Source organism: Bacillus sp. FSL R5-0603, assembly GCF_038050295.1.
Classification (GTDB): Bacteria; Bacillota; Bacilli; order Bacillales; family Bacillaceae; genus Bacillus; species Bacillus subtilis.
In genome coordinates this window covers 3,399,904-3,412,508 of sequence record NZ_JBBOYP010000001.1, presented here as the reverse complement: position 1 = coordinate 3,412,508, position 12,605 = coordinate 3,399,904, and the positions used below count along the sequence as shown (strand labels likewise).

The following is a 12,605-nucleotide window of genomic DNA, read 5'->3' as shown; positions in this document are numbered from 1 at the left end:
TTTTCTTATGAACAAGTGTAGATTGCTGTATCAAATGCGTCTTCTGGGATATACAGTTTTCCCTTTTCGTATTTATAAGGAATTTCATTCTCTTTAAAGCACTCTTTGGTATAGTCAGTTAGTGTATCCCCAATTTCTATGTATTTCCCGGTATAGTTGGGCTGACATGCTGAAAGAATTGACATAATTGCCAGAAACAGCATGATTTTCTTCATCACGACACCTGCCTATTATGAAAATTTTACCTTTATCATTCTATCATAACAAAAAGAAAAAGACCGATTTACTATTCCGCACATGCTATAATAATTTTGGAATCTTCTAGAAAAATCATCGTGATGTACATATAAGGGGGATCAACGTGTATCGGATTTTGCTTGTGGAAGATGATGAGCGAATTGCTTCTTTGCTGGGCGGTCATCTTCAAAAATACGGATATGAAGTGAAAATTGCTGAACAGCTGAATGATATAAAATTGGAATTTGCAGAAATGAAGCCTGATCTTGTGCTGCTTGATATCAATCTTCCTTTTTTTGACGGGTTTTATTGGTGCAGGCAAATCCGTACCATTTCCAATGCGCCGATTATCTTTATATCGGCACGGACCGATGAGCTGAATCAGGTAATGGCGATTGAAAATGGCGGCGATGATTATATCACAAAGCCGTTCCATCTAGAGGTAGTGGTGGCCAAAATCAAAAGCGTCCTGCGCCGCACATATGGTGAATACTCGCCCTCTTTGCCGCAGGAATCCAGAATAGTGGAGCTTGGCGGGCTAACGATTTATCCTGATCAGAATGAGGCCGAATGGAACAGCGTCCGGATTTTGTTTTCCCAAAAAGAATTCCAGCTTCTCTCGATTTTTGTGAGGGAGCATAAAAAAATTGTCTCTCGTGATGAACTATTGGAGGCGTTATGGGATGACGTTGATTTTGTCGATGACAATACGTTAACGGTCAATGTCAACCGGCTGCGGAGAAAACTGGAGAATGCAGGACTGACAGATTGCATTTCCACAATCAGAGGACAAGGCTATCAATTTCAAGTCAATCGGAAGGATGAAGCGGAGTGTTAAAGACTTATCTCATCGACCGCTTAGCCATTATTCTATTTTCATTATTAGGGATAGGGTCCGCCATGCTGATTGCGTATTTAAGCATTGTAGAGAGCGGCGCAGAACCTTCCAAAGAAAATATGATGTACATATGGATTTTGCCCGGTACTCTTTTAGCCGCAGGTTTTGCTGCTGATTATGTTCGGCAATTTTCCTTTCTCACCTATGTTAAAAAGCTTGCAGAACAAGCCTCTTCTTCGAATGACATCGGACAGTCTTTGAAAGCCCGAAAGCCAAGAACAGGAGAGCAAGCGCTTTGGACGAAGATGATCAACGCACTCGGGCAACAATACGAAAGCAGGCTCTCACAATATATCAATCAGCAAAAACAGCATTATACCTTCACCAACCAATGGGTCCACCATATGAAAACACCGGTATCCGTCATATCCTTAATGATTCAGGAAGGGAAAAACGGAACTTCATCCTCTTTTCCGACGTTTTTAGAGGAGCTGGAGGATGAGAATGAGAGATTTCGCCACGGTCTTGATATGATGCTGCAAACGGCCCGGCTGGAGGAATTTGCATTTGATGTAAAACCGCAAACCTTTGATTTGGCAGAAATGGTTCGTTCACTGATCAATCAGGAAAAACGTCAGTTTATTAAACGGCGCCTTTTTCCAACATTACATGTGCCGCCAAATGCCGTTCAGATTTCCAGTGATCAAAAGTGGCTTTCCTTTGTTGTTGAGCAAATCCTTTTCAACGCCTTAAAATATTCAAAGCAAGGTGTGGGAGACTCTATTACAATCCGGATTGAAACACAGGGACATGAGACGCGATTGTCGGTTGCCGACGAAGGAATCGGCATACCGCCGCAGGATCTGCCGCGGATTTTTGACGCGTTTTTTACCGGAGAAAACGGACGAACCATGAAAGAGGCAACTGGAATGGGCCTTTATTTAGCAAAACAGGTGTGCAGCCGTCTCGGCCATAAGCTGTATGCGGAATCAAAAGAAGGGGCTGGCACTGTGATGACCATCGTGTTTTCAAGTGACACCCTCGTGAATGTGACAGCATTGTAAGGTTGGGGAGGGGAATTGCAAGAAAGTTCGATGGGAGGATGCTGACTTCCTTTTTATAATAGAGAAAAAGGAGGAGCAGAACATGAACGTGTTGCAAACAACGAACCTATCGAAAACGTACTATTCAAATAAAGGAACAATATCATACCAAGCGCTCAGCGCCTTTGATCTCAGTGTGTCAAAAGGAGAATTTGTCGGGATTATGGGGCCGTCGGGTAGCGGAAAAACCACGCTTTTGAATTTGCTGGCTACCATTGATAAGCCGACCCAGGGCGAGATGATGATCAACGGCATTCAGCCGAAAACGTTAAAGGACCAAGAGCTGGCTTTGTTTCGCAGAAGAGAACTCGGCTTCGTCTTTCAGGACTTTAATCTGCTTGATACGCTGACGATTCGTGAAAATATTCTCTTGCCGCTTGCATTGGATAAGGTAAAGCTGAGAGAAATGGAAGCCCGATTGGATGAACTGGCGGATACGCTGCAAATCAAGCACATTCTCGATCACCGCACATATGAGGTGTCGGGCGGACAGCAGCAGCGGGCAGCCTGTGCCAGAGCGATTATTCACAATCCGGCGCTCATTCTTGCCGATGAACCGACAGGAAACCTCGACTCAAAATCGGCAAAGCAAGTGATGAACACACTGGCTCAGTTGAATGAGGAAAAGGAAGCGACGATTCTGTTGGTTACGCATGATGCCACAGCAGCAAGTTTCTGTAAACGAATTGTTTTTATTAAAGATGGACGTTTCTTTTCAGAGATTCACAGAGGAACAAACAGGCAGGTGTTTTATCAAAGTATATTGGATACCTTGAGTGTGTTGGGAGGCGATTTTCATGAATTTGAGAACTATCGCCCGTAAAAACATTCTTGGGAATCTGCAACGGTATGTGGCCTACTTTTTAAGCTGTGTGTTTGCCGTTTCGGTGTTTTTTGTCTTCACATCATTTATTTTTCATCCTGATGTCAATGAAGACAATATATATGGCGGAAGCCTTGTCAAAACATGCTTGAGCGCAGCTCTTGTCGTCATCATTGTGTTTTGTATATTTTTCATCACATATTCCAATTCAGCGTTTTTGCAGGCAAGAAAGAAAGAGTTTGGGCTGCTGACACTGTTTGGCACATCAAAGCAGCAGCTTCGCAAGATGATTTATTATGAGCAGTCACTTATTTCTCTTGCGGCGATTGCGGCCGGCATTGGAGCAGGCCTGTTATTTTCAAAACTGTTTTTTATGATCATGACATGGATGCTCAGCGTGAAGGTGCCGATTTCGTTTGCCATTGTGCCGAAAGCGTTTGTGATGACAATTGCAGGCTTTCTCATCCTGTTTCAGACGCTGCTCATTTTATCACTGGGACGGATTCGGAAGCTGGAAATCATTGAACTGATTAAATCGGCCAAAAAGCCGAAAAGTTTGCCGGTTTATTCGAAATGGCTCACTGTATTGTCTTTGCTATGTCTTGGCAGCGGTTATTATCTATCTGCAACAGCCAATGCAATTGACATGATGTTTCGGGTATTTCCAATTTTGATTTTAGTGTTAGTTGGCACGTATTTCTTTTTTACACAAAGCAGTGTTGCGTTTTTCCGCATGCTGTACCGAAAGAAACACAGCTTCTACAAAGGCACGAATATCATTGTGCGTTCCAACATGATATTCAGGCTGAAGGATCATGCGCGCATGCTGTTTTTAACCTCTGTCATTACAGCGGTCATATTAACAGCTACAGGTGTCATCTATATGTTTTATTCCGATTTACAAAGGCAGGAGGAGCAAAGCATTCCTCAGTCTGTTTCCTGGGTGGAAAAGGATGCTTCCCGCTTTCAGGTCATGAAGCCTGAGACGGCTGAGAATACATTGAAAAAAGCTCATGCTGTTATCAAGTATAAGGTGGATGCCACAGGGATTCCTGTCACTTTTCAGTCAGACTTGCCGTATGGAAATAAGAAGATGGAAGCGGAAGCTTTGCTGATTTCAGAAAAAGTCTATAATCAAGTCGCAAAGGAAAAAGGGTTCCCAGTTATTCATTTACAAGAAAATGAAGCATTTATTAATGTTTCTTTTCAAATGATGGTGAAAGACACATTTGGAGAAGGGGAAACAGCAGCATTTCATATGAAGTCAGGAAAAACCCTTTCCTACGTCATGAAAAAGCAGCAAAACAAAGGGATATTGATGTCTGTCGATGGAGTCAGCCGTTTATTGGTTGTCAGCGAAAAGAGCTTTGACAGTCTGTCACAGGATGTGCCGCTGAAGGAACAGATGAGAATGGTAGGTTATGAGCTTGAGCATTGGCAGGAGACGGTGGATGTCTCTGAAAAGCTTGAAAACATGGTGCCGAAAGAACATACATCTGATTTTCAAACGCGTGCTCCTAGTTATCAAATTGTGAAGCAGGGAGTTGCATTAATGCTGTTTATTGGTCTGTTTGTCAGCGTGCTGTTTTTTATCGTGCAAGGAAGCATGCTGTATTTGCGGATGTTTACGGAAATAGAAGATACGAGAGTGCAGGTGTTAGCCTTAAAAAGGATAGGGGTTACGGACAAAGAGATTCACTCGATCCTTGGAAAGCAAATAGGATTTTTATTCTTCATCCCATTTATCGCAGGTACGATTCACGCAGGCTTTGCGTATGCAGCGTTAAGTAATATGCTGAATTCCAATTTATTTCTTGAGGCCGTAATTGTCATCTTCATTTATTTTGTATTCCAAGCTCTTTATTATATCGTCACCCGCCATATTTATAAGCGTGCTGTTCTTCAGCGTATGTAATATGAAATCCGGTCTGTTATCAGACCGGATTTTTGATTTATTGAAATTCTCTTGTGAGATTTTTCGGTGTTTGTCCTTGAATGGCTGCGATCATATTTTCGGCGGCCTGTTTGCACATGTTGAAGCGCACTTTAGCTGTTGCTGAACCGATATGAGGAAGCAGCGTGACATTATCCAGCTGCAGGAGCGGATTATCTTGCGTGACAGGCTCTTTTTCGTATACATCTAAGCCGGCTCCCCTGATCCAGCCTTCCTGAAGAGCGCGAATCAGTGCTTTTTCATCAACTGTCTTTCCCCGGGAAATATTGACGAAAATTGCTGAATCCTTCATCAACTTAAATTCACGTTCTCCTATCATGTGATAGGTTTCATCAGTCAGCGGCGTAATGAGAAGAATAAAATCAGATTGCTCCAGCAATGTATCAAGCTCTGCATATTTAACGCCGATGCTGTCTTCTGTTTCTTGTTTGCGATGTCGGTTATGATAAAGCACTTCCATATCAAAACCAAATTTGGCGCGTCTCGCTGCTTGTTCTCCAATTCTGCCCATGCCGATAATGCCTAACGTTTGATGATGAACATCAATTCCGAAAAGCGCTTCCTCTTCCACGGTTCCCCATTTTCCTGCTCTGACAAAACGGTCCAGTTCGGCAACACGTCTGGCGGAAGACAGAATCAGTGAAAAAGCCAGATCTGCAACTGTGTCATCCAGTGTATAAGGTGTATGAGTACCGACGACTCCTCTTTCTTTCATTGCTTCTATATCGAAGTTATCGTAGCCTACTGATTGGTTGCTGACCACTTTGAGCTTAGGCGCGTGTTCCAGCAACTCACGATTGATTGACGGGCCGGACGTCCCTGATGTTAAAAGCCCCTCCGCTTCTTTTAATTTTTCAAATAGCACGTCACTCGGAAGCGTATCCTCCTGCCATACTTCATAACGGCAATGTTCACCGATGAATGCTTCAATCTCTTCAGGAATCGGTTTTGTGATAAATACAAATGGTTTCAACAAGGCTCCCCCTTTATGGCTGTTGTCTATTTCATTATATCGGAAATAAATAGGTGTTAAAAATATAGCTGCGTTTTTTTAGTTTCTGGTTCTTTTGAACTTAAAATGAAGATCGAACAGCTAAATCTGCTTAAAAAAGTTTTTTAATTATCAGAATTCACCCATATTTTTTGTCAGACAAATCATCAATATGCGAGCTGCAGCCGGATTATAGGATTCATTAAATATAAATTTTATTATCTTTGAAAGATATAAATGTTTATGTTTTGATTCTACAGTCCAATTATAGTGTCTTTTTCTGAAAGCCTTTTCTTGGCTTATTCCTATGCTATAATTCCTTACTGTAAGCTGGGTAAGAAGGCTTGCAAAATCATATGGATGGGAGATGAATCAAATGGTTTCTTTAACATCAATTTTGGAACACAATCAGCGGTTTGTCAGTGAGAAGAAGTATGAACCGTACAAAACGACAAAGTTTCCTTCGAAAAAGCTCGTCATTGTCACCTGTATGGATACAAGGCTTACAGAACTTCTTCCGCAAGCAATGGGGCTTAAAAACGGTGATGCTAAAATTGTAAAAAACGCGGGAGCCATCGTTTCTCACCCATTTGGAAGCGTGATGCGAAGCATACTGGTCGCGATTTATGAATTGCAGGCTGAAGAGGTATGCATTGTCGGCCATCATGAATGCGGAATGTCAGGGCTGAATGCGTCCTCGATTCTTGAGAAAGCAAAGGAACGCGGGGTGGAGGATAGTTGCCTGAATTTGCTGACAAGTGCCGGACTCGATTTGAAAACGTGGCTGACCGGTTTTCATAGCGTGGAAGAAAGCGTTTCCCACAGTGTGAACATGATTAAGAATCATCCGCTGCTTCCGAAAAAAGTGCCGGTTCACGGACTTGTCATTCATCCTGAAACAGGAAAACTTGATGTGGTCATTAACGGTTATGAAACTGAGCTTATAAACAATCACTCATAAGGGAGGTTATAACAAAATATGCGATTCTCAGGGAGATTCAAGGGATACAATTTGCAGAAATTTCAGAAAGACTTGATTGCAGGTATCGTAGTAGGTGTCGTGGCAATTCCTTTAGGAATGGCGTTTGCCATTGCCTCGGGAGTCGAGCCTGAATATGGGCTATACACTGTTGTTATAGCAGGGATTTGTATTTCTTTGTTTGGAGGATCAAAATATCAGATTGGCGGTCCGACGGGCGCCTTTGTCCCGATTTTATTCGGCATTATCATGCAATACGGCTTGGAAAATCTGCTGATTGCGGGGTTTATGGCAGGAGTGATGCTGGTACTGTTTGGGCTGTTTAAGCTCGGAAAAATAATGAAATTCGTGCCCAAACCCGTTATCGTCGGTTTTACAGCCGGAATTGCCGTGCTGATCTTTACGGAACAAATCGCTAATTTTCTCGGATTGAGAAATGTTGAAAAACATGAGAACTTTCATCACAACATGTTTGAAATTGTGCAGCAGCTCGGCACCTTTAACGTGTATGCCATTTTGACAGCTGTGATCGGGCTCGTCATTTTGCTTGTGTCCGCCAAGGTGATGCCTAAAGTGCCGGGCGCTTTGTTGGCGCTTCTTATTTCCACAGTGGTCGCGGTTGTCTTTTTCCCTGACCGCATGGCAACGATTGGGTCAACTTATGGAGAAATCCCCCGCCATTTGCCTGAATTTCAGTTTCCCGAGCTTACTTTGGATAAAATGGTCATGCTGTTTCCGGCTGCGCTTGTCATCGCGCTTCTTGGAGGACTTGAGTCGATTTTGTCCGCAATGGTTGCTGATAACATGAAGGGCTCAAAGCATGACAGCAACAAGGAGCTTGTCGGCCAGGGGATTGCGAATATGGCAGCGCCCCTGTTTGGCGGAATCCCGGCTACAGGAGCGATTGCGAGAACGGCGACCAATATAAAAAACGGAGCGGTTTCCCCAGTTTCCGGCGTCGTTCACGGCGTAGTCGTTCTCCTTGTCTTGCTTGTATTTGCGCCTTATGCGTCCCATGTGCCGCTCGCCAGTATGGCACCGATTCTGATGGTGGTCGCATGGAATATGAGTGAGCGCAAGGAAGTCGCAAACATGCTGAGACTGAAAAATGCTGATTCCTTTATTTTGGCGGCGACCTTCGCCCTTACGGTTCTGTTTGACTTAATCATCGGTGTGGCAACCGGATTGCTGCTTGCATTTGTGTTCTTTATCAGAAGAATGAGCGAAGCGACCCGCATCCACAATCAGGAATCGCATCCTGTTCTGGCGAAGAGAGAAGATCCATCTGTCAGCATGTATGCCATAGAAGGGCCGCTGTTTTTCGGATCAATTGATTCCCTTGAATCGTCATTGCTGGAGCATGTACAGAAAAAACCGAAAACCCTCATTCTGCTCATGAATAAGGTGCACTATATGGATACGTCAGCTGAAGCGGTGCTTGGGAACATTATGAATCGAATTAAGCGCCACAATGGAAAGCTGATGATTGTAGGATTGCAATCGCAGCCGAAGGAGCTGCTGCATAAAACAGGCCTTTTTCACAAAATAGGAAAGCAGCATTTCTTTGATCACCATGATGAAATCACAGGTTAAAAAAAGCGGCCATCGCGGCCGCTTTTTTATGCATGCTCAAATCGTTTTGTCAGTTTTTCTTGGTGGGCCTTCATGACGTCTTCTAAAGAGACACCATACATATCAGCAAGAATGGCGATATTTCCGATGACATCTCCCATTTCTTCAATCAATTCTTGTTTTTGCTCAGCGCGTGACGATTCTTTCTCATCCGGCCGGTCTCTGCCGATTTCATACGCCCTGACAGCCCGGGCCAGTTCTCCGGCTTCCTCCATTAAAAAACCGACGCGAATAAAAGGTCCGTATTCTGTCCAGCCTCGTTTCTCGTAAAACTCTTTCATCCATTTTTCTGCATCAGCCAGCTGCAACCTCATCACTCCTGCATTCTTTATGTATTTCATATTGATATTATCACATGAAGATGGGACAATATATAGTGTGTTTTTGAATGTTTAACACGATATATAGATGCGGAGATGACAAGATGAAAACCATTTGTGTATTTGCGGGATCAAACCCTGGGGGAAATGAAGCGTATAAAAGAAAAGCGGCAGAGCTTGGCGTGTATATGGCTGAGCAGGGAATCGGCCTTGTCTATGGGGGCTCCCGCGTCGGCTTGATGGGCACGATTGCCGACGCGATTATGGAAAACGGCGGAACTGCAATCGGGGTCATGCCGAGCGGTTTGTTCAGCGGGGAGGTTGTCCATCAGAATCTGACTGAGCTGATTGAAGTAAACGGGATGCATGAACGAAAGGCTAAAATGAGCGAGCTGGCGGACGGCTTTATCTCGATGCCGGGCGGCTTCGGTACATATGAAGAATTATTTGAAGTGCTGTGCTGGGCACAGATCGGCATCCACCAAAAGCCAATCGGACTGTACAATGTAAACGGATATTTTGAACCAATGATGAAAATGGTGAAATACAGCATTCAAGAAGGGTTTTCTAACGAATCGCACCTAAAACTGATTCACAGCTCGTCTCGGCCGGATGAGTTAATTGAGCAAATGCAAAATTATTCTTATCCGATTTTAGAAAAAAAGTGGACAGAAATTTAAAAAAGAGACTTTCTCATGGAAGTGGAGAGAATGAGTCTGCCACCTAGCGTATGAATTCATGAAAAATCGAGTGTTTTTAAAAAAGTGAGGTTTCCTTAAGGGAAATCTCTTTTTTATTTCTCTTTTGCCTGCATCGTATATTTAACAGTAATAGAGGACTTTATCACTAGTTTGGATAATAAGCACAGATAAGGAGGGGATGAAAATGGCAACATTGTCAGATGTGGCGAAAAAAGCAAATGTTTCGAAAATGACGGTATCACGAGTGATCAATCACCCTGAGACGGTGACAGATGAATTGAAAAAGCTTGTTCATTCTGCGATGAAAGAGCTGAATTACATCCCTAATTATGCGGCGAGAGCGCTCGTGCAAAACAGAACACAGGTTGTGAAACTATTGATACTTGAGGAAATGGATACGACAGAACCATATTACATGAACCTGCTGACAGGAATCAGCAGGGAGCTGGATCGCAATCACTATGCTCTCCAGCTTGTGACAAGAAATTCTCTTAATATTGGCCAATGTGACGGCATTATTGCCACCGGCTTGAGAAAGAACGATTTTGAAGGTGTAATAAAAGCGTTTGAGAAGCCGCTCGTCGTATTTGGACAAAATGAAATGGGCTATGACTTTATCGATGTGAATAACGAGAAAGGCACTTTTATGGCAACCCGCCATGTTATGGGGCTGGGGGAGCGGGAAGTTGTCTTTTTTGGCATTGATTTAGATGAGCCTTTCGAACGTGCAAGAGAACAGGGGTATATACGGGCGATGAATAAAAGCTTTAAAAAATCAAATATGTTTCGGATCGACAACAGTTCTAAGAAAAGTGAAGGCCTTGCAAGAGAACTGCTGAAATCCATGGACAATCAGGCCGCATTTGTCTGCGCATCTGATCGAATCGCGCTCGGCGTCATTCGTGCGGCGCAATCCCTTGGAAAGCGAATTCCAGAAGACGTTGCGGTTACCGGGAATGACGGTGTGTTTCTTGATCGCATCTCCTCGCCGCGCTTGACTACGGTCAGACAGCCTGTTGTTGAAATGGGGGAAGCCTGTGCGAAAATGTTGCTGAAAAAAATGAATGAAGACGGTGCTGCACAAGGAAGTCTATTTTTTGAACCAGAGTTAATTGTACGAGAATCAACGCTGTAAGCGCCGTATTCTGTTATCGGTAACAGGGTGAAAAGGATTGTTCCCACAATTTCATCATGATACTTTCAAACTATGAGCCGGCTTCAATAAAACGGAAATCAAAGGGGGAAACATGATGGAATATGCAGCGATTCACCACCAGCCATTCAGCACAGATGCTTATTCTTATGATGGGCGGACTGTGCATATCAAGATTCGGACGAAAAAAGGTGATGCAGATCACATTCGATTCATTTGGGGTGATCCCTATGAGTACAACGACGGCAAATGGTCGGCAAACGAGCAGCCGATGAGAAAAATTGCTGCAACAGAAATGCATGACTATTGGTTTGCTGAAGTGGTGCCGCCATTTAGGCGTTTACAATATGCGTTTGTTGTAACAGACGATCATGAAGACATCTTTTTCGGAAGTTCGGGTGTATGCCCTTATAACGAAAAAACACTGGAAACGATTCATTATTACTTTAAATTTCCGTTTGTTCACGAGGCTGATACATTTCAAGCGCCTGTATGGGTCAAGTCAACGGTTTGGTATCAAATTTTTCCGGAGCGTTTTGCAAATGGAAGAGAAGACTTGTCACCGAAGAATGCATTGCCGTGGGGGAGCAAGGACCCGGGCGTCAATGATTTTTTTGGAGGAGATTTGCAAGGGATTGTTGACAAGCTTGATTATTTAGAGGATTTAGGGGTGAACGGCTTTTATCTGACGCCGATCTTTTCCGCACCTTCTAATCATAAATACGACACGCTGGATTACTTTTCTATTGATCCGCATTTTGGGGATCCGGAGCTTTTTCGTACATTGGTCAGCCAGCTGCATCAGCGGGGGATGAGAATTATGCTTGATGCGGTTTTTAACCATATAGGAAGCGCGTCTCCGCAATGGCAGGATGTCGTCAAAAACGGAGATCAATCCCGCTATAAGGACTGGTTCCATATTCACTCTTTTCCCGTCACAGACGACAATTATGACAAATTTGCTTTTACAGCTGATATGCCGAAGCTAAACACGGCTAATCCCGAGGTGCAGAAATATTTGCTTGATATTGCTTTGTACTGGATTCGGGAATTTGACATTGACGGCTGGCGTTTGGATGTCGCAAATGAAGTGGATCACGCGTTTTGGAAGACATTCAGACAGGCTGTATCTACTGAAAAGCCTGACGTTTATATTTTAGGTGAGATCTGGCATTCTGCCGAACCCTGGCTTAGAGGGGATGAATTTCATGCGGCGATGAACTACCCTTTTACAGAGCCTATGATTGAATACTTTGCTGACCGGACGATCTCAGCTTCACGTATGGCTCACCGTGTCAATGCACATTTGATGAATGGGATGAAGCAGGCCAATGAGGTGATGTTTAATTTACTGGATAGCCATGATACAAAGCGCCTTTTGACCAGATGCGGCAATGATGAGAAGAAAGCACGCGCGTTGCTGGCCTTTATGTTTGCCCAGACAGGCTCACCATGCATTTATTACGGAACGGAAATCGGGCTGGACGGCGAAAATGATCCATTATGCCGGAAATGTATGGTTTGGGAAAAGGAGAAGCAAAACCAAGACATGCTGCAATTTATGAAACGGTTAATTGCTTTACGCAAGCAGGAAAGCACTTTATTGACTGAAGGACATCTTGAGTGGAATCTGCTGGATGACCAAAACGATTTTATTAGCTTTTCACGGACTCTTGATGAAAAAATAGTGATTTATTTCTTTAATCAAGGGAATGCGGTTCAATATGTCAGTTTACGAGAGTTGAATATTGAAAGGAATAAGAAAATCTGTGATGCATGGACAGAGCAGCCGCTACAGCATCACGATGTCATTGCCGTTCAGCCGGGAGAATTTTTGATTTTGAGTGCTGCCGCCCCTGTATAACATTCTGTTA

Annotated in this window: 12 protein-coding genes; 9 read left to right on the top strand and 3 right to left on the bottom strand. The window is 43.6% G+C overall.

All coding sequences use genetic code 11. The features are described from left to right. Nucleotides 1-5: 5 nt before the first annotated feature. Nucleotides 6-215 (bottom strand): hypothetical protein, encoded by a 210-nt coding sequence (locus NYE56_RS17615; protein WP_268554972.1) that lies wholly within the window; start codon nt 213-215, stop codon nt 6-8. Between the two features lie 146 nt (nt 216-361). Between NYE56_RS17615 and psdR the strand changes: the two genes are divergently transcribed. The 4 genes from psdR to psdB all read left to right on the top strand — a co-directional run bounded on the left by psdR (nt 362) and on the right by psdB (nt 4,916). Further along, on the top strand, nt 362-1,075 hold the full coding sequence (gene psdR, locus NYE56_RS17610; RefSeq protein WP_047183246.1) for a two-component system response regulator PsdR: 714 nt from the start codon (nt 362-364) through the stop codon (nt 1,073-1,075). Next, on the top strand, nt 1,069-2,139 hold the full coding sequence (psdS, locus tag NYE56_RS17605; RefSeq protein WP_064671548.1) for a two-component sensor histidine kinase PsdS: 1,071 nt from the start codon (nt 1,069-1,071) through the stop codon (nt 2,137-2,139). The genes psdR and psdS overlap by 7 nt, the downstream gene beginning before the upstream one ends. An 82-nt stretch (nt 2,140-2,221) precedes the next feature. Beyond that, a complete protein-coding gene (psdA, locus tag NYE56_RS17600) occupies nt 2,222-3,001 on the top strand; it encodes a lantibiotic ABC transporter ATP-binding protein PsdA (RefSeq protein ID WP_003228167.1) in 780 nt (259 codons plus the stop codon). Then, a complete protein-coding gene (gene psdB, locus NYE56_RS17595; RefSeq protein WP_029725972.1) occupies nt 2,976-4,916 on the top strand; it encodes a lantibiotic ABC transporter permease PsdB in 1,941 nt (646 codons plus the stop codon). Before psdA ends, psdB begins: the two co-directional genes overlap by 26 nt. A gap of 37 nt (nt 4,917-4,953) precedes the next feature. On the opposite strand, the gene NYE56_RS17590 is transcribed toward psdB, so the two are convergent. Further along, nucleotides 4,954-5,931, bottom strand: a complete 978-nt coding sequence (locus tag NYE56_RS17590; RefSeq protein WP_072557265.1) for a 2-hydroxyacid dehydrogenase — start codon at nt 5,929-5,931, stop codon at nt 4,954-4,956. Between the two features lie 382 nt (nt 5,932-6,313). Here NYE56_RS17590 and NYE56_RS17585 point away from each other — a divergent pair, with 382 nt between their 5' ends. Continuing rightward, entirely contained in the window at nt 6,314-6,907 is a 594-nt protein-coding gene (locus NYE56_RS17585) for a beta-class carbonic anhydrase (protein WP_010886620.1), read from the top strand. 18 nt (nt 6,908-6,925) lie between these two features. Beyond that, nucleotides 6,926-8,518: a SulP family inorganic anion transporter gene (locus NYE56_RS17580; RefSeq protein WP_003228175.1), complete on the top strand. Its 1,593-nt coding sequence runs from the start codon at nt 6,926-6,928 to the stop codon at nt 8,516-8,518. A 26-nt stretch (nt 8,519-8,544) separates the two neighbouring features. On the opposite strand, the gene NYE56_RS17575 is transcribed toward NYE56_RS17580, so the two are convergent. Then, nucleotides 8,545-8,865 carry a MazG nucleotide pyrophosphohydrolase domain-containing protein gene (locus NYE56_RS17575; RefSeq protein WP_003242570.1) on the bottom strand — a complete coding sequence of 107 codons (321 nt, stop codon included), beginning with the start codon at nt 8,863-8,865 and terminating at the stop codon, nt 8,545-8,547. Nucleotides 8,866-8,981: 116 nt separating this feature from the next. On the opposite strand from NYE56_RS17575, the gene NYE56_RS17570 reads away from it, so the two are divergent. The 3 genes from NYE56_RS17570 to mdxD all read left to right on the top strand — a co-directional run bounded on the left by NYE56_RS17570 (nt 8,982) and on the right by mdxD (nt 12,595). Then, a complete protein-coding gene (locus NYE56_RS17570; RefSeq protein ID WP_003228180.1) occupies nt 8,982-9,557 on the top strand; it encodes an LOG family protein in 576 nt (191 codons plus the stop codon). A 205-nt stretch (nt 9,558-9,762) separates the two neighbouring features. Further along, complete coding sequence (locus NYE56_RS17565) at nt 9,763-10,713, top strand: LacI family DNA-binding transcriptional regulator (protein WP_029318349.1); 951 nt, start codon at nt 9,763-9,765, stop codon at nt 10,711-10,713. 112 nt (nt 10,714-10,825) lie between these two features. Further along, a complete protein-coding gene (gene mdxD, locus NYE56_RS17560) occupies nt 10,826-12,595 on the top strand; it encodes a maltogenic alpha-amylase (RefSeq protein WP_341284191.1) in 1,770 nt (589 codons plus the stop codon). Nucleotides 12,596-12,605 lie beyond the last annotated feature (10 nt).